19 protein-coding genes are annotated in these 22,965 nt (G+C 73.9%); 9 read left to right on the top strand and 10 right to left on the bottom strand.

All coding sequences use genetic code 11. The features are described from left to right. Nucleotides 1–41: 41 nt before the first annotated feature. Nucleotides 42–2,783 carry an MMPL family transporter gene (locus tag WA788_RS27795; protein WP_335981830.1) on the bottom strand — a complete coding sequence of 914 codons (2,742 nt, stop codon included), beginning with the start codon at nucleotides 2,781–2,783 and terminating at the stop codon, nucleotides 42–44. Between the two features lie 214 nt (nucleotides 2,784–2,997). On the opposite strand from WA788_RS27795, the gene WA788_RS27790 reads away from it, so the two are divergent. Both WA788_RS27790 and WA788_RS27785 read left to right on the top strand, forming a co-directional pair. Continuing rightward, a complete protein-coding gene (locus WA788_RS27790) occupies nucleotides 2,998–3,834 on the top strand; it encodes a response regulator transcription factor (RefSeq protein ID WP_335981817.1) in 837 nt (278 codons plus the stop codon). Beyond that, nucleotides 3,831–5,441 (top strand): sensor histidine kinase, encoded by a 1,611-nt coding sequence (locus tag WA788_RS27785; RefSeq protein ID WP_335981815.1) that lies wholly within the window; start codon nucleotides 3,831–3,833, stop codon nucleotides 5,439–5,441. Before WA788_RS27790 ends, WA788_RS27785 begins: the two co-directional genes overlap by 4 nt. A gap of 51 nt (nucleotides 5,442–5,492) precedes the next feature. Here WA788_RS27785 and WA788_RS27780 read toward each other — a convergent pair whose 3' ends face one another. Further along, nucleotides 5,493–6,416 carry a LysR family transcriptional regulator gene (locus tag WA788_RS27780; protein WP_335981814.1) on the bottom strand — a complete coding sequence of 308 codons (924 nt, stop codon included), beginning with the start codon at nucleotides 6,414–6,416 and terminating at the stop codon, nucleotides 5,493–5,495. Nucleotides 6,417–6,548: 132 nt separating this feature from the next. Between WA788_RS27780 and WA788_RS27775 the strand changes: the two genes are divergently transcribed. From WA788_RS27775 to WA788_RS27760, 4 genes are all read left to right on the top strand, one after another. Next, nucleotides 6,549–7,310, top strand: coding sequence for an SDR family oxidoreductase (locus WA788_RS27775; protein WP_335981812.1), 762 nt, complete (start codon nucleotides 6,549–6,551; stop codon nucleotides 7,308–7,310). A gap of 206 nt (nucleotides 7,311–7,516) precedes the next feature. After that, complete coding sequence (locus WA788_RS27770; RefSeq protein ID WP_335981810.1) at nucleotides 7,517–8,437, top strand: alpha/beta hydrolase; 921 nt, start codon at nucleotides 7,517–7,519, stop codon at nucleotides 8,435–8,437. A gap of 66 nt (nucleotides 8,438–8,503) precedes the next feature. Continuing rightward, on the top strand, nucleotides 8,504–8,896 hold the full coding sequence (locus WA788_RS27765; protein ID WP_335981808.1) for a hypothetical protein: 393 nt from the start codon (nucleotides 8,504–8,506) through the stop codon (nucleotides 8,894–8,896). Next, nucleotides 8,896–11,340 (top strand): DUF4132 domain-containing protein, encoded by a 2,445-nt coding sequence (locus tag WA788_RS27760; protein WP_335981806.1) that lies wholly within the window; start codon nucleotides 8,896–8,898, stop codon nucleotides 11,338–11,340. The genes WA788_RS27765 and WA788_RS27760 overlap by 1 nt, the downstream gene beginning before the upstream one ends. Before the next feature lie 55 nt (nucleotides 11,341–11,395). Here the strand turns inward: WA788_RS27760 and WA788_RS27755 are convergent, their stop codons facing one another. The 5 genes from WA788_RS27755 to WA788_RS27735 form a co-directional block, all read right to left on the bottom strand. Further along, a complete protein-coding gene (locus WA788_RS27755) occupies nucleotides 11,396–12,169 on the bottom strand; it encodes a succinate dehydrogenase iron-sulfur subunit (protein WP_335981804.1) in 774 nt (257 codons plus the stop codon). Beyond that, nucleotides 12,169–13,923 carry a succinate dehydrogenase flavoprotein subunit gene (sdhA, locus tag WA788_RS27750; protein WP_335981803.1) on the bottom strand — a complete coding sequence of 585 codons (1,755 nt, stop codon included), beginning with the start codon at nucleotides 13,921–13,923 and terminating at the stop codon, nucleotides 12,169–12,171. The genes WA788_RS27755 and sdhA overlap by 1 nt, the downstream gene beginning before the upstream one ends. Nucleotides 13,924–13,946: 23 nt before the next feature. Further along, the gene (locus WA788_RS27745) at nucleotides 13,947–14,429 is read right to left on the bottom strand and encodes a succinate dehydrogenase hydrophobic membrane anchor subunit (protein WP_335981802.1); all 483 of its coding nucleotides are present in this window, start codon (nucleotides 14,427–14,429) and stop codon (nucleotides 13,947–13,949) included. A 6-nt stretch (nucleotides 14,430–14,435) separates the two neighbouring features. Continuing rightward, the gene (gene sdhC / locus WA788_RS27740; RefSeq protein WP_335981801.1) at nucleotides 14,436–14,816 is read right to left on the bottom strand and encodes a succinate dehydrogenase, cytochrome b556 subunit; all 381 of its coding nucleotides are present in this window, start codon (nucleotides 14,814–14,816) and stop codon (nucleotides 14,436–14,438) included. 159 nt (nucleotides 14,817–14,975) lie between these two features. Next, nucleotides 14,976–15,566 (bottom strand): 2-oxo-4-hydroxy-4-carboxy-5-ureidoimidazoline decarboxylase, encoded by a 591-nt coding sequence (locus WA788_RS27735; protein WP_335981799.1) that lies wholly within the window; start codon nucleotides 15,564–15,566, stop codon nucleotides 14,976–14,978. 330 nt (nucleotides 15,567–15,896) lie between these two features. Between WA788_RS27735 and WA788_RS27730 the strand changes: the two genes are divergently transcribed. Both WA788_RS27730 and WA788_RS27725 read left to right on the top strand, forming a co-directional pair. Then, nucleotides 15,897–16,667 carry an RNA polymerase sigma factor gene (locus WA788_RS27730; RefSeq protein WP_335981797.1) on the top strand — a complete coding sequence of 257 codons (771 nt, stop codon included), beginning with the start codon at nucleotides 15,897–15,899 and terminating at the stop codon, nucleotides 16,665–16,667. A 241-nt stretch (nucleotides 16,668–16,908) separates the two neighbouring features. Continuing rightward, entirely contained in the window at nucleotides 16,909–17,859 is a 951-nt protein-coding gene (locus tag WA788_RS27725; RefSeq protein WP_335981795.1) for a hypothetical protein, read from the top strand. A gap of 268 nt (nucleotides 17,860–18,127) precedes the next feature. Here the strand turns inward: WA788_RS27725 and WA788_RS27720 are convergent, their stop codons facing one another. The 3 genes from WA788_RS27720 to WA788_RS27710 all read right to left on the bottom strand — a co-directional run bounded on the left by WA788_RS27720 (nucleotide 18,128) and on the right by WA788_RS27710 (nucleotide 21,340). Continuing rightward, complete coding sequence (locus tag WA788_RS27720; protein ID WP_335981793.1) at nucleotides 18,128–18,817, bottom strand: TetR/AcrR family transcriptional regulator; 690 nt, start codon at nucleotides 18,815–18,817, stop codon at nucleotides 18,128–18,130. Nucleotides 18,818–18,926: 109 nt separating this feature from the next. Further along, nucleotides 18,927–20,303 (bottom strand): polysialyltransferase family glycosyltransferase, encoded by a 1,377-nt coding sequence (locus WA788_RS27715; RefSeq protein WP_335981791.1) that lies wholly within the window; start codon nucleotides 20,301–20,303, stop codon nucleotides 18,927–18,929. After that, nucleotides 20,303–21,340, bottom strand: a complete 1,038-nt coding sequence (locus WA788_RS27710; RefSeq protein ID WP_335981789.1) for a glycosyltransferase family 2 protein — start codon at nucleotides 21,338–21,340, stop codon at nucleotides 20,303–20,305. Before WA788_RS27710 ends, WA788_RS27715 begins: the two co-directional genes overlap by 1 nt. A gap of 185 nt (nucleotides 21,341–21,525) precedes the next feature. Here WA788_RS27710 and WA788_RS27705 point away from each other — a divergent pair, with 185 nt between their 5' ends. Further along, on the top strand, nucleotides 21,526–22,830 hold the full coding sequence (locus tag WA788_RS27705) for a DUF6716 putative glycosyltransferase (protein ID WP_335981787.1): 1,305 nt from the start codon (nucleotides 21,526–21,528) through the stop codon (nucleotides 22,828–22,830). Nucleotides 22,831–22,965: the final 135 nt, after the last annotated feature.

Genomic DNA, 22,965 nt, shown 5'->3' with positions numbered 1-22,965 from the left:
CCCATGAGGGGAGGCCGGGCCCTGGGCGGCGGGGTGAGGGGTCAGTCGGAGTGGGTGAGGTGGACGTCGAGGGTGCCGTCGCCGTCGGGGTCGTCGTCGCTGAGGCGGACCGCGGCGGGGAAGGGCGGGTACCCGACGGTGACGACGGTGTAGCTGCCGGGGTGGAGGTTGGTGAAGGCATACGACCCGTCGGCGCCGGTGCGCACCTCGGCGACCTGGTGGCCGTCGGCGTCCTGGAGGATGACCTTCGCGTCCTCGACGGGCAGGCCGTCCGCGCGGCGCACCGTGCCGGCCAGCGTGCCGGTGCCGGTCAGCTCCAGGTCGCAGTCGACCTCGCCGCCCGAGGTGAGCACGCTCGCGGTCTGCGGATGGTGGCCGGGAGCACTCGCCACCAGGACGTAGGAGCCGTGAGCGGGGGCGGGCAGGGTGTAGGCGCCGTCCTGGGCGGCGCGCGCCCGGGCCGCCTGGCGGCCGTCCGCCGCGATCAGCGTCAACTCCGCGCGCGGCACCGGCACTCCGGCCGCACCGGTCACCCGGCCGCGCACCAGTGTGCCCGCGCCGGAACCGCCGCGCGGCGCCGGGACGGCCGGCTCACCCGGCTCACCCGGCCCACCCGCCCCGGCACCCGGGGCACCCGAGGCGTCCCCGGCGTCCTCCTCGGCGGGCTCCACCGCCAGGTGCGGCAGCCGCCGGTCCAGCCACCCGGGCAGCCACCAGTTCCCCGCGCCGAACAGGTGCATCAGCGCGGGCACCAGCACTGTCCGCAGGATGAACGCGTCCAGCGCCACCGCGCCGGCCAGGCCGATGCCGAACATCGCCAGCACCCGCTGCCCGCTGAGCACGAAGGCCGCGAAGACGCAGATCATGATGACGGCCGCCGAGTTGATCACCCGGCTGGTCTCCGCGAGGCCGACCCGTACCGCCCGCGCGTTGTCCCGGGTGTGCACCCACTCCTCGTGCATCCGGCTGACCAGGAACACCTGGTAGTCCATCGACAGCCCGAAGAGCAGCGACAGCATGATGACCGGCAGGAAGGCGTCGACCGGCCCGGCCCGCCCGGCGAGCGGCCCGCCCCAGCCCCACTGGAAGACCGCGACCAGCACCCCGAAGGAGGCCGCGGCCGCCACCAGGTTCATCACCGCCGCGGTCAGCGGCACCAGCAGCGAGCGGAACGCGAAGAGCAGCAACACGAAGCCCAGCGCGATGATCACCCCGACGAACAGCGGCAGTTTGCCGTACAGGACCGTCGAGAAGTCCTCGAACACCGCGGTCTGGCCACCGACGTACGCCCGCATGGTGCTGCCGCGCTCGGCCGCGGGCACCACGTCGTCGCGCAGGTGGTCGATCAGGTCGGACGTCGCCTTGTCCTGCGGGGAGGTGGTCGGCACCGCCTCGACCAGGGCGACCTTCCCGTCCCCCGCGGTCGGCAGCTGCGCCGCGTAGGCGATGCCGCGGGTGGCGCGCAGCGACGTCACCAGGCCGTCCAGCGCGGCCTGGTCACCGGAGTGCGGCAGTTCGGCGAGGATCGTCAGCGGGCCGTTGAAGCCCGGACCGAAGCCCGCGGCCAGCATGTCGTACGCCTTGCGGGTGGTGGTGCCCGTCGGGTTGTTGCCCTGGTCGGAGGAGCCGAGCCGCAGCGACAGCGCCGGGACCGCCAGCGTGGCCATCACCACGACCGCGACCGCCGCGAGCGAGCGCGGGTGCCGCTGCAGGAAGCCCGACCAGCGCGCCGCCGCCCCGGTGGCCGACTCCGTCCGCGGGCCCGACGCGGCCAGCGCCCGCCGCTGGCGGCGGCTGAGGACCCGCATGCCGAGCACGCCGAGCAGCGCGGGCAGCAGCGTCATCGCCGCCGCCACGGTGATCACGACCGTCAACGCCGCCGCCACCGCGACCCCGTTGAGGAAGGTCAGCCGCAGGGTGAACATGCCCAGCAGCGCGATGCACACGGTGCCGCCGGCGAACAGCACCGCCCGGCCCGAGGTGTTGAGGGCGAGGACCGCCGCGTCCTGCGGGCTGCGGCCGCGCAGGATCGCCCGCCGGTGCCGGGTGACGATGAACAGCGCGTAGTCGATGCCGACGCCCAGGCCCACCAGCGTCGCCAACTCCGGTGCGAAGTCCGCGACATCCATCCCGTGGCTGAGCAGGATGATCGCGGACGACGCGATGCCGATGCCGAACAGCGCGGTGACGATCGGCAGCAGCATGCCGAAGAGCGAGCCCAGCGCGAGGAAGAGGACCACTCCGGCGGCCGCGATGCCGATCCCCTCGGCGAGTTCGGGCAGCGGCTGCTCGGCCTGCGCGGGCTTGGCGCCGCCCACCTCCACCCGCAGCCCGGGCGCCCGCGCCGCGTGCGTGGTGTCGATCAGCAACGACGCCTGGTCGTTGGAGAGTTCACCGCCCAGCTTGGTGTACGTCACGGTGGCGTAGGCGGTCCGGCCGTCCTTGCTGATCTGCGCCGCACCCGCCGCGGTGTACGGCCCGACGACCGCGCCGACGTCCTTCTGGTGCGCGACCCGCGCCAGCATCGGGCTGATCCGCTCGCGCACCGCGGCGTCCCGCACCGAGCCGGAGTCCACGTGCCACACCACCGTGTCGGCCTCACCCGACTGCTGGGGCACCGCCTTGCCCATCAGGTCGAGCACCTTCGCGGACTCGGTGCCCTTGAGCGAGAACGCGTTGGAGTACGCGTCCCCGGCCGCCCGGCCCGCCCCGCCCACGGACAGCAGCGCCACCGACCAGAGCAGGATCACCCACCACTTGTGCCGGAAGCACCAGCGTGCCACACCCGCCACGTCCACATCCCCATCGTCGTCTTCGTCGTCTTCGCCGTTCCCGGTGTCCTCGGCGGGGGCCGGCCGGCCGCCTCGGCGCCCGGCGCACCCCGCCCTCCCAGCGTCCGCGGCCGCACACCCCACCACCAAGCCGAACCGCGTTCTCTCAAGGAACTCCAAAGTTCGGTGCCGCCAACCGCCGTCGCGGCCACGGATACTGAGGGGCATGGACGCCACGGTGCTCATCGTCGAGGACGAACCCGGTATCGCCGACATCCTGCGGATCACCCTGAAATACAACGGATTCACCGTATATGAGGCGGCGACCGGCCGGCAGGCGCTCGCCGCCGCCCGGGAGCACCGGCCCGACCTGGTGCTGCTCGACGTGATGCTGCCCGACGGCAACGGCTTCGAGGTCTGCCGCACGCTGCGCCGCGAGCACGCCGCCGGGAGCGGCGAGGCGGCCGGCGGGCAGCCCGACGGCCCCGCGGTCATCTTCGTCACCGCCCGCGACGCGCCGCGCGACGTGGTGGCCGGACTCGCCCTCGGCGGCGACGACTACATCACCAAGCCCTTCGGGGTCGACGAGGTGGTGGCCCGGGTGCACGCGGTGCTGCGCCGCACCCGGCGCCGCGACCCGCTGCCCGCCGCGCGGGTGCTGCGCCACGGCAACCTGGAACTCGACGAGGCGGCCCACACCGTGCGCCGCGCCGGACAGCCGGTCGAACTCACCCCCACCGAGTACAACCTGCTGCGGCACCTGCTGCGCAACGCCGGCCGCATCCTCACCAGAGAACAACTCCTCCAGCACGTCTGGCGTTACGACTGCGCCGTCTCCTCCTCCACCGTCGTGGAGACCTACATCTCCTACCTGCGGCGGAAGTTGGACCGGCTCGGGCCGCCGCTGATCCAGACCCGGCGCGGGGTGGGCTACGGCATCTTCCCCGGACCCGGGCCGGACGAGGCCGCCGTCCGCCGGGATGCGGCGCAACGCCCCTACGACGAGAGCGAGTTGGACTTCTGCGAGCCGACCGCCCTGCCGCCCGGGGGCGGTCCGGCGTGAGGGGCGCCGCCACCGCCTGGGTGCGCTGCGGCTTCTGGCCGCGCCCGCAGTCGCTGCGCGGCCGGTTCACCATCGCCACCGTGGCCTTCGTCGCCGTCGGGCTGGTGCTCGCCGCGGCCGCGAGCATCGCCGCCACGTACATGGTGCTGATCAACGAGATCGACGACTCGCTGAAGTCGTCGCAGTCGGCGATCGCGCACACCGCCGTCGACGCCCGCGGGCTGCGCCAGCTGTGCACGCTCGCCGACCTGCTGGGCGGCAAGGACGACTCGGTGCTCGCCAAGACCTTCCAGCAGGAACTGCTGGTCGTGCTCGACCCGCAGGGCCGCCCGGGCGCGATGTGCCCGGGCAGCGCGACCCCGGTCGACGGCGAGCAGCGGGCGCTGGCCGCCGCGCTGCCCGACCCGCGGCACCTGGCCGGCGCCGGCGCGGTCACCGTGCACGCCCGCGGCCGGTCCTACCGGGTGATCGGCATGCGGCTGGCGGACGGCACCGTCGTGGTCCGCGGCATGCGGCTGAGCGGCGTGTACCACGCGATCGGCGAACTGCTCGTCGTGGAGGGCTGCGTGGGCGCGGTGCTGCTGGTGCTGCTCGCCGTCGGCTCGCTCACCGCCGCCCGGCGCCGGCTCAGGCCGCTGGAGGCCATCGTGGAGACCGCGGCCGCCATATCGGAGGGCGACCTGTCCCGGCGGGTGCCCGAGCCGACCGCGCGGCACGGCTGCGAGGAGGTGGAGCAGCTCAGCGGCTCGCTCAACGCGATGCTCCAGCAGATCGAGACCGCGCTCACCGAAAGCGACCGCGCCACCGCCCAGTTGCGGCAGTTCCTCGCCGACGCCTCGCACGAGCTGCGCACCCCGCTGGCGTCCGTACGCGGCTACCTCCAGCTCTATGAGAAGGGCATGCTCGACGCCGACGAGCAGGACCGGGCGCTGCGCCGGGTGTCGGCCGAGGCGCTGCGGATGAGCCGCCTGGTCGACGAACTCCTCGCGCTGGCCCGGCTGGACGACCGCCCCGCCCTGCGGTTCGGCCCGGTCGACCTCGCCTGCCTGGCCCGCGAGGCCGCCGCCGATCTGGCCGCGCAGCAGCCCGGGCGGCCGGTGACGGTCCTGGTGCCGGGCCGGGGAGCGGCCGGTGCGGGGGAGACGTATGGCGGGGCGAAGCCCGACGGCGCGGGGGCGGCGTACGGCGAGGGGGCCGGCGCGGCCGGGGGCGGGGAGGGCGCCGAGGACCTGCCCGCGGTCCTCGGCGACGAGGCCGGGCTGCGCCAGATCGTCGGCAACCTGCTGGACAACGTCCGCGTGCACACGCTCCCCGGGGTCCCGGTCACCGTGGAGGTCGCCGCGCACGGCGACGGCGAGGTACGGCTGTCGGTGACCGACCGCGGCCCGGGGCTCGCCCCCGAGGACGCCCGCCGCGTCTTCGACCGCTTCTTCCGGGCCGCTCCCGACCGGGCCCGCGACACCGGCGGCGCGGGCCTGGGGATGTCCATCGTGCAGGCGCTGGTGCAGGCCCACCACGGCCGCGTCGGCGTGGAGAGCGCGCCCGAGGGCGGCCTGACCGTCCACGTGACGCTGCCCGCGGCCGCCGGGCGGCTCACGCCGGTCTGACGGGCCGTTCCCGGATGCGCTGCGCGGGCGGCGCGGGACCAGGGCGCGGGGTCAGAAGTGCTCGGCCGGCTCCGGCAGTTCGGAGGTGACGGTGCGGATGACGTTCCGCAGCCAGCGCTGCCCCAGGTCGCCGTCGAGCCGGGGGTGCCAGGCCATCTGGTAGCCCAGCGGGCGGACTTCCTCGGGGGCGGGCAGGACGCGGACGCCGGGGTCCGGGCGCTGCACCGCCAGCAGCCGCGCGGGCAGGGTGAGGATCAGCCGGGTGCCCGGGACCGAGCGCAGGGCCAGGGAGTGGTAGGGGACGGTCAGCCCGGCCCGGCGGTGCTCGCCGAGGTCTTCCAGGCGCTGCTCGATCGCGGTCTGGCGCTCGCCGAGGGTGCCGACGACGACGTGGGCCGCGTCCAGGTACTCCGCCAGGGCGATCTCCGGGCGTTCGGCGAGCGGATGGTCCGCGGAGAGCACGCACACGAACCGGTCGTCGAGGAGATGCTCGGTGTGCAGGGCGGTGAGCGGCGTCGACCTGGCGAAGAACACCAGGTCGACGACCCCCCGGTCGAGGTCCTCGTAGATGGCGTCGTGCCAGGTGCGGAAGTGCAGGGTGGAGCGCGGCGACTCCCGGAACACCCGCTGGAAGACCGCGGGCGCGAACACCTGGGTGAAGTCGGTGCCCGCGACCCGGAACGCCTCGGCGGCCGAGGCGGGGTCGAACCCCTCCGGGGCGAACAGGCCCTCCAGGCGCGGCAGGACCGCCCGCAGCCGGCGGTGGACGCGCTCGGCCCGCGGGGTGAGCCGGTACCCGCGCGGGGTGCGTACCAGCAGTTCGTCGTCGAGGGTGTCCCGCAGCCGCTGGAGGGCCCGGCTCATCGCGGGCTGGCTCATCCCGGCGACTTCGGCCGCGCGCGAGACGTGCCGCTCCTCCAGCAGTGCGGCGAGGGGGACCAGCAGGTTGAGGTCGACCCGTTCGATATGCACCATTCGAATAACCTACATCTTCATGATGCATTAGACAAATACCAGCACGTGGCGGAGGGTTGATCCCGTCGTCGGGCGACCGCCCGCGAACCCCCGGTGCCAGGTGTCCCCGCGGATGCCGGACAAGGAGCAGCGATGGACCACGCGGTATCGCAGAACGGACCCGGCCGCCCCAGGGTGGCCGTGGTGACCGGCGGCTCGGGCGGCATCGGCGGCGCGGTCGCGCGCCGGCTGGCCGCGGACGGCATGGCCGTCGTCGTCCACTACGCGGGCAGCGCGGCGAAGGCCGAGGCGGTCGTCGAGTCGGTCATCGCCGCCGGCGGCACGGCGGCGGCCCTGCCCGGCGACGTCGCCGAGCCCGCGGAGGCGGCCGCGCTCTTCGACGCCGCGGAGGAACGGTTCGGCGGCGTCGACACGGTCGTCAACACCGCCGGGATCATGCTGCTGGCTCCGCTCGCCGAGATGGAGCTGGAAGCCTTCGACCGTATGCACCGGGTCAACGTCCGGGGGACCTTCGTGGTCTCCCGACTCGCCGCCCGCAGGCTGCGCCCCGGCGGCGCGCTGATCAACTTCTCCACCTCGGTGACCCGGCTCCAGCAACCCGGCTACGGCGGCTACGCGGCGACCAAGGGCGCGGTCGAGGCCATGACCCTGATCCTGGCACGCGAGCTGCGCGGCCGGGACGTGACCGTCAACGCGGTGGCCCCCGGGCCCACCGCGACGCCGCTCTTCGCCGAGGGCAAGAGCGAGGAGCTGATCGCCCGGATCGCCGCCGCCGCACCCCTGGAGCGGCTCGGCACCCCCGAGGACATCGCCGAGGCCGTCTCCTTCCTGGCCGGCCCCGCCGGCCGCTGGATCAACGGCCAAGTGCTGTTCAGCAACGGCGGCATCGCCTGACCCGCGACGCCGCCCCCGCCGCGGAACCATCGCCGGCTCGCCGAGGCCGGACGGCTCGACCTGAAGGCGGCCGAACCGGACGCCACCTCACAGGATTCCGCCGACCGCGCGGTGGCGGCCGTGCCGGCGGACGGGGGAGCGCTCGACATCGTCATCCACCATCCCGGGCACCGATCACCTCGCCTTCCCTGACGAATGGACACGACATGACCCGCAGCCAGCTGGACGCCGCCAGTGACCTGTTGCTGAACTCGCCGCTGGACCTGGGCGGCGACGTGGCCACGATGCGCCGCGTCTTCGAGGAGGTGCTCGGCGCCGCGCCGCTGCCCGGCGACGTCCGCACCCGGAAAACCGACCTGGGCGGGGTGCCCGCCGTCGAGGTGCGGGCGGGCGGCACCGCGGCGGCGGCCGGCACCCTGCTGTACTTCCACGGCGGCGCCTACGCGATCGGCTCCGCCGCCGCGGGCGTCGGCCTGGTCTCCGAGATCGCCCGGCGCACCGCGGCCACGGCCCTGTCCGTCGACTACCGGCTCGCCCCCGAACACCCCTTCCCGGCCGCCGTGGACGACGCGCTGGCCGCCTACCGGACGCTGCTCGACCGGGGCACCCCGGCCGACTCGATCGCGGTGGCCGGCGAGTCGGCCGGCGGCGGCCTCGCCCTCGCCCTGCTGCTGGCGATCCGGGACGCGGGGCTGCCGCAGCCCTCGTCCGCGAGCGTCCTGTCGCCGTGGACCGACCTCACCCAGTCCGGCGGCACCATGGCCACCCGGGCCGACGCCGATCCGGCGCTCACCCGCCGGGCCCTTGAGACCCGGGCCGCCGACTACCTCGCCGGAGCAGACCCGCGCACCCCGCTGGCCAGCCCGCTCCACGCCGATCTGCGCGGACTGCCCCCGCTGCTGATCCAGGCCGGCGGCCGGGAGATCCTGCTCGACGACGCCCTGCGGCTCGCCGCGCGGGCCGCCCACGCCGACGTCCCGGTCACCCTGCGGATCTTCCCCGGAGCGCCGCACGTGTTCCAGGGCTTCGCCCCGCTCGTCGACGAGGCGGCCGAGGCCCTCGACCAGGTCGCCGCCTTCGTCACCGGCCACCTCCAGCCGTCGACGTGCTCGGCGCAGGGGGCGTAGGAGCCCGTCCGCCGGAGCCCCGTACGAGCCGGCTGACTGTCAGTGGGGTCACCTAGGGTGACGGCTATGGCAAGGGTCACATACGTCGACGAGACGACATCCGGTGGACGGGGCGGCTCCTGGGGTCTGGAGATCGCCGAAGAGCGGCTGACCGTGGGCGAGTTGGTCCGCAGACGGGTCTTCCAGGAGGTCGCGGAGCACCACGCGGCCGACGGCGCGCCGTTCCGCGGCCTCGTCCAGCCGGCCGGCACCGCAGCGGCGCCGGACGCCCACCGGTCGGGCACCCCGCGCCGGATCGACCCCGAGCAGCAGTACGAACTGGCCCGGGAGGCGTTCGGCCGCAACGGCTTCCTGGTGCTCGTCGGGGACCGCCAGGTCCAGGAGTGGGATGAGGAGGTCGACCTGCTCCCGGGCACCGAAGTGGTCTTCCTCAAGCTCGTGCCGCTGGTGGGTGGCTGATGAACGACTTCGAGGAGCTCCTGACCGTCTGCCGGCAGCACCTGGCCGCGCGGGACATCGAGGCGCTGGCGGACCCGCTGGCGTGCGTGGCCGGGAAGGTCGGCGGATACCACCGGGGCGGTGGACTCTTCGCACAGGTCGAGGAGCTGCCCGAGGCGGACCGGCGCCGGCTGCTCGACCTGCTGACCGCCCGGCACCTGGCCGGCGAGGACAACCAACCGTTCCTCGACGGGCTGTTCAAGCTGGTGGTCCGGCTGGCCCGCGGTCTCGGCGACGACGCGCTGACCGCGACCCGCGCCGCGCACTTCGACCGCTACGCCGCCCTGCACAGCGTCGCGATCTTCGACGGGCTCGCGGACCTGGTCGAGGACGAGCGCGCCGCCGGCCGCCCCGTACCCGCCGGCGTGGTCGCCGTCGTCCGCCGCACCGCCCTGACCGCCTACACCCCCGGGCGGATGGCCGGGCTGGCGGCGGCCCTCACCGAACCCGCCCTGGACGTCGGCGAGGCGTGGTCGGACACCGCGCTCGCCGACGCCGCCGAACTCGGCCCGCCCTGGAGCGCGTTGCTGCGCCACGCGGCCACCGCGACCGCCGCCCGGCCCACCGCCGGGTGGAACGCGCAGGGCAGCGCGCTGCTGGACCGGCTCGGCGCGGACACCGCCCGGACCCGCATCACCGGCTGGCTCGCGCTCGTCGGCCGCCCCCGCACCCTGCCGTACCGGGGGCGCGGATACGCCCAGGTCGCGCAGGACGACCTCTACGACCCCTACAACGCGAACGCGCTGCGCGGCCTGGCCTGGCTGCTGGCGCTGCTGCCGCAGCACCCGGACACCGCCCGCGCGCTCGGCCGGCTGGTCGAGACGTCGCTGCGCAAGGTGCCCGGCACCGGCCCGCGCAACCCCAAGGTCGCCAACGCCGCCGTGCTGGCGCTGTCCCGGATCGAGGACGAGGCCGCCCTCGCCGAACTCGCCCGGCTCGCCGCCCGCGTCACCTTCAAGGGCACCCTCAAGCAGCTCGACACCGCCCTCGGGGCGCGGGCCGCCGCACTCGGCATGAGCCGCGAGGAGGTCGAGGAACTCGCCGTGCCCGCCTACGGGTTGACCGAGGTCGGCCGGCTGCCGCACGAACACGGCGAGTTGGCGGTGACCGGCGGCAAGGCGGTGCTGACCTGGCGCACCCCCGCGGGCAAGGCGGTCAAGAGCCCGCCCGCCGCACTCAAGCGCGAACAGCCCGAGCGGATCACGGAGTTGAAGGCCGCCGCGAAGGACATCGACAAGATGCTCCGCGCCCAGACCGAACGGCTGGACCGGCAGTTCCTGGCCCGCCGCACCTGGCCCTACGCCGCGTGGCGCGCCCGCTACCTCGACCACCCGCTGCTCGGCACCCTCGCCCGCCGCCTGCTGTGGACGGTCGACGGCCGCGCCTGCGGCTGGGCGCGGGGCGCGCTGCGGACCCTGACGGACGAGGAGCTGGGGACGGTCGCGAAGGACGCCGCCGTCGAGCTGTGGCACCCGGTGGGCCGGGAGCCCGCCGAGGTCGCCGGCTGGCGGGACTGGCTGGAGCGGCACGCGGTCACCCAGCCGTTCAAGCAGGCCCACCGTGAGGTGTATCCGCTCACCGACGCCGAGCGGACCACGGGGACGTACTCCAACCGGTTCGCCGGGCATGTGCTGCGGCAGTACCCGTTCCACGCGCTGGCCGCGGTCCGCGGCTGGCGCGACCCGCTGCGGCTGGCGGTCGACGACGACTTCCCGCCCGCGACCCGCGAACTGCCGCGGTGGGGGCTGCGGGCCGAGTACTGGGTCGAGGGCGTGGAGGAGGACGTCTCGGAGTCCGGGGCCTTCGTGTGGCTGACCACCGACCAGGTGCGCTTCTACCGCGCCGGTGCGGCGGAGAACGTCGCGCACGCCCACGTCGGCCGGTACGGGCCGGTGCGGGGGCAGGAGCCCGCCGAGCCGGTGCCGCTGGCGGAGGTCCCTCCGCTGGTGCTCAGCGAGGTGCTGCGCGACGTGGACCTCTTCGTCGGGGTGGCCAGCGTCGGCAACGACCCGGAGTGGCAGGACGGCGGCCCCGAGGGCCGCTTCCGGACCTACTGGCAGAGCTACGGCTTCGGCGAGCTGTCGCAGACCGCCCTCGCCCGCCGCGACCTGCTCGCCCGGCTGGTACCCCGCCTGGCGATCGCCGAGCGGTGCAGCGTGGAGGGCCGCTTCCTGCACGTACGCGGCGACCGGCACACGTACAAGATCCACCTCGGCTCCGGGAACATCCTGCGGACGCCCGACGGCCGCTACCTGTGCATCGTGCCCAAGGCCGCGCCCGGCACCCCGGCGGTCGGCTACCTGCCCTTCGAGGGCGACCGCACCCTCGCGATCGTCCTCAGCAAGGCGATGATGCTCGCCCGGGACACGGAGATCACCGACCCGGCCGTCCTGAGCCAGCTGTGAAAGCGGTCGGCCCCGCTGCCACGGGGGAAGCGGGGCCGAACGCGCGTCAAGAGGATCAGAAGCGGCGCGTGATCAGGGCGCGCTTGACTTCCTGGATCGCCTTGGTGACCTCGATGCCGCGCGGGCAGGCGTCCGTGCAGTTGAAGGTGGTGCGGCAGCGCCAGACCCCGTCCTTGTCGTTGAGGATCTCCAGGCGCTGCTCACCGCCCTCGTCGCGGGAGTCGAAGATGAACCGGTGCGCGTTGACGATCGCGGCCGGCCCGAAGTACTGCCCGTCGTTCCAGAACACCGGGCAGGACGACGTGCACGCCGCGCACAGGATGCACTTGGTGGTGTCGTCGAACCGCGCCCGGTCCTCGGCGGACTGCAACCGCTCGCGGGTCGGCTCGTTGCCGGTGGTGACCAGGAAGGGCATCACGTCGCGGTACGCCTGGAAGAACGGCTCCATGTCGACGACGAGGTCCTTCAGGACCGTCATGCCCTTGATCGCCTCAATGGTGATCGGCTTCTCCGGACTGATGTCCTTGATCAGCGTCTTGCACGCCAGCCGGTTCTTGCCGTTGATCCGCATCGCGTCGGACCCGCACACGCCGTGCGCGCAGGACCGGCGGAAGGTCAGCGAGCCGTCGATCTCCCACTTGACCTTGTGCAGCGCGTCCAGCACGCGCTCCTTGGGGTCGACCTGGATCTGGTAGTCGACCCACTCGGACTCCGCGGAGACCTCGGGGTTGAAGCGGCGCACCCGCAGGGTGATCGGGATCAGGTGCGATCCGGTGACCTCGGCCGCGTCCAGGGCCGCCGAGTGCTTGTCGATCGTCGGGGTGCTCATCAGTACTTACGCTCCATCGGCTGGTAGCGGGTCTGCACGACCGGCTTGTAGTCGAGGCGGATCGACTCGGTGCCGTTCGCGTCCACCTCGCGGTACGCCATCGTGTGCCGCATGAAGTTGACGTCGTCGCGGTTGGGGAAGTCCTCGCGGTAGTGGCCGCCGCGGGACTCCTTGCGGGCCAGCGCGGAGACCGCCATCACCTCGGCCAGGTCGAGCAGGTTGCCCAGCTCGACGGCCTCCAGCAGGTCGGTGTTGAACCGCTTGCCCTTGTCCTGGATCGAGACGTTGAGGTAGCGCTCGCGCAGCTCGGCGATCTTCTCCACCGCCGTCTTGATGGTCTGCTCGGTGCGGAAGACCATCACGTTGGCGTCCATGCACTCCTGGAGTTCCAGGCGCAGTGTGGCCACCCGCTCGTTGCCGGTGGACGCGCGCAGCCGCTCGACCTGCGCCTCGACCTGCTCGGCCGGGTTCTCCGGCAGCGGCACCAGGTCGTTGGCGTGGGCGTACTCCGCGGCGGCGATGCCGGAGCGGCGGCCGAAGACGTTGATGTCCAGCAGCGAGTTGGTGCCCAGCCGGTTCGCGCCGTGCACGGAGACGCAGGCGACCTCGCCGGCCGCGTACAGGCCCGGCACCACCGTGGTGTTGTCGGAGAGCACCTCGCCGTGCACGTTGGTGGGGATGCCGCCCATCGCGTAGTGCGCGGTGGGCTGGATCGGGATCGGGTCGGTGTACGGCTCGATGCCCAGGTAGGTGCGGGCGAACTCGGTGATGTCCGGCAGCTTCGCGTCCAGCTGCTCCGGCGGCAGGTGGGTCAGGTCGAGGTAGACGTGGTCGCCCTCGGGGCCGCAGCCGCGGCCCTCGCGGATCTCGGTGTAGATCGCGCGGGAGACGACGTCGCGCGAGGCGAGGTCCTTCATGACGGGCGCGTACTTCTCCATGAAGCGCTCGCCGTCCTTGTTGCGGAGGATGCCGCCCTCGCCGCGGGCGCCCTCGGTGAGCAGGATGCCCATCCGCCAGATGCCCGTCGGGTGGAACTGGAAGAACTCCATGTCCTCCAGCGGCAGTCCGCGCCGGTAGACGGCGGCCTGGCCGTCACCGGTGAGGGTGTGCGCGTTGGACGTCACCTTGAAGAACTTGCCGGTGCCGCCGGACGCGTAGATCACGGCCTTCGCCTGGAAGACGTGGATCTCGCCGGTGGCCAGCTCGTAGGCGACCACGCCGGCGGACCGCTTGACGCCGTCGACCTCGGTGAGCAGCTGGTCCAGGACGTAGAACTCGTTGAAGAACTCCACGCCCTCCTTGACGCAGTTCTGGTACAGCGTCTGGAGGATCATGTGGCCGGTGCGGTCCGCGGCGTAGCAGGCGCGGCGCACCGCGGCCTCGCCGTGGTTGCGGGTGTGGCCGCCGAAGCGGCGCTGGTCGATCCGGCCCTCGGGCGTCCGGTTGAACGGCAGGCCCATCTTCTCCAGGTCGAGGACCGCGTCGACGGCCTCCTTCGCCAGGATCTCGGCGGCGTCCTGGTCGACCAGGTAGTCACCGCCCTTGATCGTGTCGAAGGTGTGCCACTCCCAGTTGTCCTCCTCGACGTTGGCCAGGGCGGCGGCCATGCCGCCCTGGGCCGCGCCGGTGTGGGACCGGGTCGGGTAGAGCTTGGTCAGGACGGCGGTGCGGCTGCGCTTGGTCGCCTCGATGGCGGCGCGCATACCGGCGCCGCCCGCGCCGACGATGACGGTGTCGTACGTGTGGAATTGCATGGGGGTCGCTTCCCTGCCCTGGCCTAGCGGATGTTCGGGTCGAAGGTGAAGATCACCAGCGACCCGAGCACGATGGTGAACGCCACGGCCGTGAACAGAATCGTCTTCAGCCAGACGCGGGTGTTCGGCTGCTCGGCGTAGTCGTTGATGACCGTGCGCAGGCCGTTGCCGCCGTGCAGCATCGCCAGCCACAGCATGGCCAGGTCCCAGAACTGCCAGAACGGCGAGGCCCAGCGGCCGGCGACGAACGCGAAGCCGACCTTGGTGACACCGCCGTCCAGCACCAGCTGGATGAGCAGGTGGCCGATGACCAGCACCACGAGCACCACGCCGGACAGCCGCATGAACAGCCAGCCGTACAGCTCGAAGTTGGTGCGGCCGCGGCGCGGGGTGCGCTTGGTCCGGGCCCGCGGCGGCTCGATCAGCGGCGCCGGGTTCTCGGGGCTGTAGGAGACGCTGGAGCCGGTCAGCTCGACGGCGTCCTTGGGGGAGACTTCAGTGGCCATGGGACGTCAGCTCCCGAAGAGGACTCGGGCGGCGTGGCCGAGTACCGGGTAGATCGCGCCGATCATCAGGACGACCCACAGGCCCATCACCGTCCAGAACATCTGCTTCTGGTAGCGGGGGCCCTGGGTCCAGTAGTCGACGGCGATGATCCGCAGACCGTTCAGCGCGTGGAAGAGGATCGCGGCCACCAGGCCGTACTCCAGCAGGCTGACGATGGGGGTCTTGTAGGTCGCCACGACCTTGTCGTAGTCCTCGGGGGAGACGCGCACGAGCGCGGTGTCGAGGACATGGACGAACAGGAAGAAGAAGATGAGGACACCGGTGACTCGATGAGCCACCCACGACCACATGCCTTCCCGGCCGCGGTAGAGCGTTCCTGCCGGCACGGAAAAAACCCTCCGGAAGCGGGACGAGGGCTGCCGGCTTCTTGTCGGTCACGCCCGGCCGGGTACGGTCCACCGGCCCCGGCCATCGTAGCGACGCGATCTGTGCAGGATGCTGCGGGGTCGTGCTTGTGTGATCGATCCCGCACGGTCGGGTGAACGCTACGGCCGGTGAGCGTGCGCGAGGGCGCGGCGGCGGGGCCCGTCGCCGCGGGTGGCGAGGCGGGCGAGCCGGGCGCGGGTGATACGGCGCAACTGCTCGGCGGTGACGGCCGACTCGCGGTCCTCGTCGTGGTCGAGGCGGGTGCGCAGGCCGGCCATGGCCTGGTCCAGGGCGACGGCCGGGTCGGCGGTGTCCAGCGCGATGACGAAGACATGGCCGAACTTCGCCTCGTAGGCGGCGTGGGCGGCGCGCAGCGCGGTGTGCACCGCGAGGTTGCCGCGGTCCGGCAGCGGGGTGGTGTCCTCCTGCTGGAGTGCCTCGGCGAGGTCGGCGGGCGCGAGGTCGTACGCGGCCTCGTCCGCGGCGGCGAGCAGCGACTCCAGCGTCGGGTAGGGGCGGTGGGCCGTCATCCGGCGGGCCCAGCGGTGGGAACCGCAGCAGGTGAGCAGGGTTGCTTCGGCGTCGGCCGCGGGTGCGCGGTTGAGCAGGCGCAGTCCCTCGGGCGGCGTGTCGCTGGACAGCGGGGCTCCTGGGTCGCGGGGCGGGCGCGCCGGAAGCGGGCGCGCGGCTGGGCGCAGTACGGGGGGCACGGCAACTGTAGACGCCGCCCCGGCCCGATCGGTTGGGCGGATCGGTGAATTCACCCGTACGGGCTGTGGACACCGGGCGGAACCGGGCGTGTCGCGGGCGGTCCGGCGCGGTGACGAGGGCGGTGTCGAGGGCGGAGGCACGGGCGGAGGTGCGCGGTGGGGACGGTCGGAGCGGCGTGAAGACGGCCGGGGTCCGCCTCCCCCCACAGGAGCGTCCCCGGCCGCCGAGTTGTAAGGCGTATGACCGTAAGAAAGTGTCACCGGCCGGAATGCGGCAGGATGGTGCCCGTTCGCGGGGGACCAAGGGGGTCGAGGGGGCGGGACCGGACAGTGGATCTGGAGACCGCGGTGAACGCGGCGCAAGGCGGTGACGAGACCGCGTTCAGGGTGCTGTACCGCGCGGTGCAGCCGCAGTTGCTGCGGTACGTGCGCAGCCTGGTCGGGCCGGGCGACGCGGAGGACGTCGCCTCGGAGGCGTGGTTGCAGATCGCCCGGGACCTGCCGAGCTTCCGCGGCGGCGGGACCGGTATCAAGGGCTGGGCGGCGCGGATCGCCCGGAACCGGGCGCTGGACCACATCCGGGCGCGCAGCCGCCGCCCGGTGGCCGGGGCCGGTGTGGACGAGCTCGTCGCGCTGCCCGGACGGGCCGACACCGCCGGGGAGGCGCTGGAGTCGGTGGCCACCGACCGGGCGCTGGCGGCGATAGCGGCGCTGCCGCGCGAGCAGGCCGAGGCGGTGCTGCTGCGCGTGGTGATGGGGCTGGACTCCACCAGCGCCGCGCAGGTGCTGGGCCGGCGCGCGGGATCGGTGCGGATGGCCACGCACCGGGGGCTGCGAAGGCTGGCCGAGCAGCTGTCGGCCGAGCCGTCGGCGGCGGAGCGGGAACCGGGGGGATCGGGGGAATCAGGGGAGTCGAAACCCGCGGAGCGGGCAGCCGGGGAACGGATGTCCGGGGAACGGGCGTCCGAGGAACGGGTGCCCGGTGCTTCCGGTGGGCGGGAGGATGAGGGCGCGCCGGGCGGGGCGGCGCAGGGGGGATCGGCGGTGCGGGAGGGCACGGCGTACACCGCGCCGCAGGAGCGGTTGGACGTGCGCGGATGAGGCCCGCGGGCGCAGGAGAGGAGCGGTGCCGAGTGGAGTCGACGACCGGGACCGGCGGCGGAGCCGGGGGCGGGGGCGGCGTGGCGGCCGCGTCCGCGGGCGCCGGGCGGCGGGCGGCGCGGTCCGGTCATGCGTTCGGTGCCGGTGCCGGTGCCGGTGCCGGTGCCCGCGCCTGTGCCGGCTCCGCTTCCGCTTCCGGTTTCGGCCCCGGTTCTGGTTCTGGTTCCGGCGAGGGTGCGGCATGAGCGACGACGGACGGACGGCGGGGTTTCCGCACCCGCGGCGGGCCGAGCGGCTGCCTCGCGAAGAGCAGGGCGACGGTGCCGGGGCGCCCTGCGCCGGCGGGCGGTGGCTGACCGGGGAAGCGGCGGAGGAGCTGTTGTCCGGGCGTCAGCTGCCGCTGGCCGACCGCCGGGACGCGGGCGAGGCGCGCCGGCTGGCGATGCTGCTGCGGGCGGCCGCCGCCGAGCACGCGGCGCTCCAGCCGCTCGACCCGGTACGCGAGGAGGAGGCGCTCGCGGCCTTCCGGGCAGCGCGGGTCGCGGCGCGGGTCGCGCCGCCGGTGGCGGTCGGGCGGGCCGCGGACGAGGGCTCCGGCGAGGCGGCTGCTGACGACGCGGCCGCCAGGGACACGGCTGCGGACGACGTCGCCGCGGGCGACGCGCTGCCCGAACCCGTCGTGGTCGGCGGCCACACCGCCCTCCCGCCGTGGTCCGCGCGCCTGGTGCGGGCGCGGCGCGCGCGGCGGGTACGGCAGGGGCGGTCCACCCGGATCGCGCTCGCCGCGGCCGCGTCCGTGGTCGCGCTGGGCGGTGTCGCGCTCGGCGTGGCGGCCACCGCGGCCGGCAGCGGCGGGCGCCAGCCGGTGCACCCGGCGGGCAGCAGCGTGCCCGTACCGGCCGCCTCGGACGGGGGCGGGGCCACGGCTGACCCCGGCGGCTCGGGTGTGTCCGGGCGGAACGCGCTGCAACCCGAGGAGTCGCCCGACCCGACGGCTCCGACCCCTTCGACCCCTCCGACAGCTCCGCCGGCATCGCCGTCCTCCCACGCCGGCACCCTGCCCACCGACGGGCTGTCCTTCCTGCCGCCGGGGGACACCGACGACGAGCACGGGGATGACGAAGGGACGGTGAACCGCCTGGACCGCGGGCGCCGCCTGGGCTGGGACAAGGGCCGCAGCACCGGGCACTGAGCCGGTCGCGCCCGGCGCCGGGCAGGGGTGGCGAACGGGGTGGGTGACACTTCCGGGCCCTGTGTCGCCCTTATGTAATGGGTCGACTGGTCATCGACCCGGTGGACGCCGGCTCTCCCCGTGCCGGTGGCCACGACACAGAGCGCGGCCGGGTGCGTTTTCCCCCTGCCCGGCCGCGCTCGCTCTCCCGCGGCGCGGGTCGCGAGCCGCGGGGCGGAAACGGAACAGGGCAGGCCGGAGCAGCGGGTGGCGTACGCGCGGGACGCGGTCAGCGGGTCGCGTACGTCAGGACGCGGTCACCGAGCAGCGACTCGACGCAGTCGAGCAGCGCGAGCGCGTCCTCGGCGACGGTGCCGGGCGGGCGCCCGGCGCGCGAGCGCTCCCCGATCTCCCGGAAGAGCTGCTCCTGCGCCCAGCCGAGCTGGGAGGCCACCAGGCGGGGCATGGGGTCGCCTCCGGCCGCGCCGGTCTCCTCGGCGAGCGTCTCGGCGAGCGCGTCGACCATCTCGCGGTTGGTGGCGTCCAGGCGGGCGGAGAGCGTCGGCTCGGCGCGGACCATCTCCAGGAAGCGGCCGAACCCCTGGGTGAGGCCGACCATGCGGTCCCCGGCCCGCAGCTCCCCGCGCAGCGCGGCGAGCACCGCCCCGGCCGCGGACTGGCCGGGCGCGCGGTCCCGGACCATCTGCACCATCCGCTGGGCGGACGCCTCCTCGGGGTAGAAGACCAGGTCCTCTTTGGAGGGGAAGTAGGTGTAGACGGTGTTCACCGACACCTCGGCGGTGCGGGCCACCTCGGCGATGGTCACCCGGGCGAAGCCGTGTTCGAGGAACAGCCCGGTGGCCACCTCGGCGATGTGCCGCCGGGTCTGCCGCCTCTTCTCGTCGCGCAGCCCGGCCGCGAGGATCGCCTCGGCGCGCGTCGGCTGTTCGCGCAGACTCCCACGGGTGATATCGCTCACTGTTCCATCGTAGGGCAGGGCGTATGAGCTCCCGTGTCCGTTAATCGGGGCACCGCCCGTCCCCGGCGGCCGCACCGGGCCCGCCCGTACCCCTGGCCCCGCGCCGCGCTCAGCCGAGCGTCGCCTTCTTCAGCGCGCGGGCGCCGCGCGCCACCTGCCGGACCGCCCGCACCCGCGGCACCAGCGACCGCTTGGGCGGCAGCGCGCCGGGCAGCCCGAGCGAGGTCAGCCGGCGGCGCTTGAAGTACGGCTGCACCCCGGGCCCGAGGTGGGCCGCCAGCCATGCCTCGGCCTCCGCCCGCAGATGCGGGTACGCCTCGGCCTGCATGCAGTAGCCGACGGTGTGCAGCAGCGGGGTGAGGTCGGCGGCCACCTGCTCCGGCGAGGGCGGGGTCCAGGCCCGTACGGCGGCCGCGTCGGAGATGTCGGGCAGCAGCGCGTGCACGATGGTCACCGGCACCCGGTTGCTGTTCTGGTAGGGGGCGAGCCGGTCGAGCAGCAGCTTGGTGCCGCTGCGGGCGACGGGGATGCCGTAGAGCGCGGACGCGGTGAGCAGCGCGGTGGAGAAGCAGCCGGCCACCAGGGCCGGGCGGGCGCGCTGGTAGACCACCTCGGCCAGCACCGGGGTGTCCAGCACGGTCAGTTCGGCGCCGAGCGTGCGCGCCTCCTGCCGCAGCGGCTCCAGCCAGTGCGAGGGGGCGGTCGGGTGCGGCTTGAAGACCAGCTTGCGGTGGCCGAGGGCGACCGCGCCGCGCACCAGCGACAGGTGCAGCCGCTCCTCCTCCTCGACGCTGAGGATGCCCAGCGCCGACAGGTACTGGCCCAGCAGCAGCGCCGCGTCGCGCGGCAGCGCGTCGACCGGGTCCGCCGGGTCCGCCGCGCCGAAGCCGCGGGTGGCGTCGGCCACTTCGGCGAGCACCTTCGTGAACTCCGCGCTGGGCACCACCCGCGAGGGCACCTGGAACTCGCTGAGCAGCAGCGGCTCCAGACCGGGTACCAGGTCCAGGTGGAGCAGCGCGTCGATCCGGGTGTCCACCAGCAGCCCGAGCTTGTTGCGGGTCGGGCCGTAGGACATCAGGCCGTCGGCGTAGACGGTGATCGGCGCGCCGGTGAAGACCTGCGCGAAGGAGAGCGCGGGCGCGACCTGGAGGGACTCCACCACCAGGTCCAGGTCGTCCTCGCCCAGCTGCCACAGCTGCCGGAAGTACCGCTCCCACATGGGGACTTCGTCGGTGCGCGGGGACCAGCCGCCCGGGTGCAGCGGGCGGATCGCCTCGTTCCAGGACACCACCTTGTCGAAGCGGCCGCGCAGCGGGTCGAAGCCGGGCGCCCGGTCCGGGGCGTCGTGGGTCTCGGGCACGCCCGCGTTGTTGCTGACCACCAGCACCCTGCGGTCGGCGGGCGGCAGCGCGCCGGCGTCGACGGCCGCGGCGAGCGTGGCCATCCCGTACAGGGTCGAGGCGAGGAGGAGCTGGGTACGGGCCATCACGCCATCACCGATCCGCTGGTCGCGTTGTCGCGCGCGTCGGCCTCGCCGTCGGCGCCGGGGCCGCCGCTGTCGCCTCTGGCCGCCATCCGCCCGCGCAACCGGCGGACCCGGGCGCTGCGTTCGTCGTCCATCGAGTCGAGCGCGTCCGCGAGCAACTGCGCGGGCAGCCGGCCCAGCGCGGCGGCGGACAGCGTCTTCAACTGCCGGGCGAGCGCGGGCTCGAACCGGTCGATGTTGTCCAGGTGGTGGGCGATGATCGCGCAGTAGTTGCGGATCGCCTTGGGCAGGAACCGCTCCTCGTCCCGGTCGCCGGCCAGTTCGGCTATGACCTGGTCGAAGGAGCGTACGAAGTCGAGTTGGCGCTCGTCGCCGATCTGGGTCAGCGAGGTGGTCACCCCGCGCCGGTAGTGCACGCCGAGCAGGCCGACCACCGCGCAGGACTTCGCCTCGCGGTGCAGCCGCCAGATCCACGGCCGGTCCTCGGCGGTGCGCAGGTGCTCGGGCATGTGCACCAGGCCCTGTTCGACGATCCGCCGGTGGTAGGCGCCGGCCCAGGAGTAGGGGTAGTCCACCAGCGTGGGCCGGTTGGCCGGCAGGATCGCGGAGCGCGGGTCGATCCGGGCGTTGCGCCGGCCGTGCGGGGCGCGGATCACATTGCGGCTGGTGCCGGTGCACTGCACGTGGTCGGTGCGCAGGAAGTCGACGTCCAGGTCGTCCATGGCGCGCACCAGTTGCGGCAGGTAGCCGGGGGCGAGCCAGTCGTCGCCGTCCATGAACGTCAGGTACTCGCCGCGCGCCGCGTCGATGCCCGCGTTGCGCAGCGCCGCGACCCCGGTGTGGTCCCGGCGGATGATCCGGGCACCGGGCAGCGAACCGACGCCCTCCTCCAGGAGTTGCGGGGTCCGGTCGGTCGACCCGTCGTCCATCAGCAGGAACTCGAAGTCGTCGCGGGCGTTGGCCCGCAGGCTTCTCAGCGCGTCGGGGACGAATGGCTGCACATTGAAAAACGGCACGATGACGGAGAGCTTGACCACCCGATTACTTTAGGACGCCCTCCGGCCCGGTACTTTGCCGAATTCGTACTTCCAGGTAAACGGAGAATGTCGACCGGGTGTGCCCTTTGCGATGGCCCGCAGCTCGCGAAGTATCGGCATTCTGTTTACCTTCCGTTGGCCTTCGATTAGTCCATTCCACCCACCTGCTTCCTACTGTCTGCGATGTGCCAGAACGTACGTCAGGGCCCCTGCGGGTCACGGTGATCGCCGATTCGGACACCCGTTGGAAGTGGGGTGCGCTGACCGCGCGTCGGATCGCGCCGGACGCGCGGATCGACGCCCGCTTCCTCCGCGGCCGTGCCACCCCCACGCAGCGCCAACTCGCCGAACTCGGCATCACCGCCGACTCGATGACCGAGCAGACCACCGCCGAGATCCTCGCCGAGGTCAGCGCGGACACCTGCGACGTGCTCGTCATCTCCTGCGTGGGCGGCACCATCCAGTGCTTCCTGCACGGCCTGGACCGTGCCTGGCGCGGCCACGCCAACCGGCCGGTGGTGGTCACCGGTTACGTCGGCGTGGTCTACGAGAAGCTCGCCGACGGGCTGCTGCTGCGGGCCGGCGCCGACGTGGTGCTCGCCAACAGCACCGACGACGCGCTGCGGTTCCGCGCGGTGTACGAAGGGGTCGGCTTCCCGACCGGCGCGATCGTGGAGACGGCGCTGCCGTTCCTGGACGGCGCGCCCTACCGCCGCGACCCGAACACCCCGTTCACCGTGACCTTCGCGGTGCAGCCGTCGGCGCCCGCCGAGCGCCCGGACCGGCTGTACCTGCTGCGCCGGGCCGTCGAGCACGCCCGGCGGCACCCCGACCGCGAGGTGCTGGTGAAACTGCGCAGCATGCCCGGCGAGCAGACCACGCACGTCGAGGAGCACCCCTACCAGCACCTGATGCAGTCGCTGGAGCCGCCGGCGAACGTCTCGCTGGTCTACGGGGCAATGGGCGAGGTGCTCGACCGCACCGACCTGCTCGTCACGGTCAGCTCCACCGCCGCGCTGGAGTCGCTCTACCGCGGCATACCCACGGCCATCCTCACCGACCTCGGTATCCGCGAGCCGCTGGGCAACCACCACTTCCTCGGCTCGGGCTGCCTGGCCTCCTGGGACCAGCTCGACGACGGCGAACTGCCCAAGGCCGACCCGGACTGGACCGCCGCCCACGGGGTGGCGCTCGGCGACCCGTACGCCGACCTGCGGGCCCGCGTACGGGCCCTGCTCGCCGCCGGCCGGCTGCCGCGGCTGACCCCCTACTACACGCTGCGCACCGCGCCCGGCTACCTGCCCGGCATCCTCGCCCGCCAGGGCCTGGACCCCGAGGGCCTGCCCGCGGTCCGCGCGGCCACCGCCGCCGGCGGCAGCAACCGGGTGCGCAAGGCCGCCCGCCGGATGATCCGCAAGTCCGCCCGCACCGCCTACCGCCAGGGCGTGCAGCGCGTCGCCCCGGCCATCCGCCGCTGGGGCCAGCTGTGAGCCGGCCGCGCACCGCGGGCCCGGGGCGCGGCGGGACGCCGCCGCCCGGCGCGCACACCTGCCTCCGTACGAGTCCGCGCACCCCGGTGCGCCCCGCACGCGCCGAAGCGGCGCGTCCCGCCGCGACCGCGGCCC

The organism is Streptomyces sp. CA2R106, assembly GCF_037034245.1.
Taxonomy (GTDB): Bacteria; Actinomycetota; Actinomycetes; order Streptomycetales; family Streptomycetaceae; genus Actinacidiphila.
This window is presented reverse-complemented; position numbering and strand designations above follow the sequence as displayed.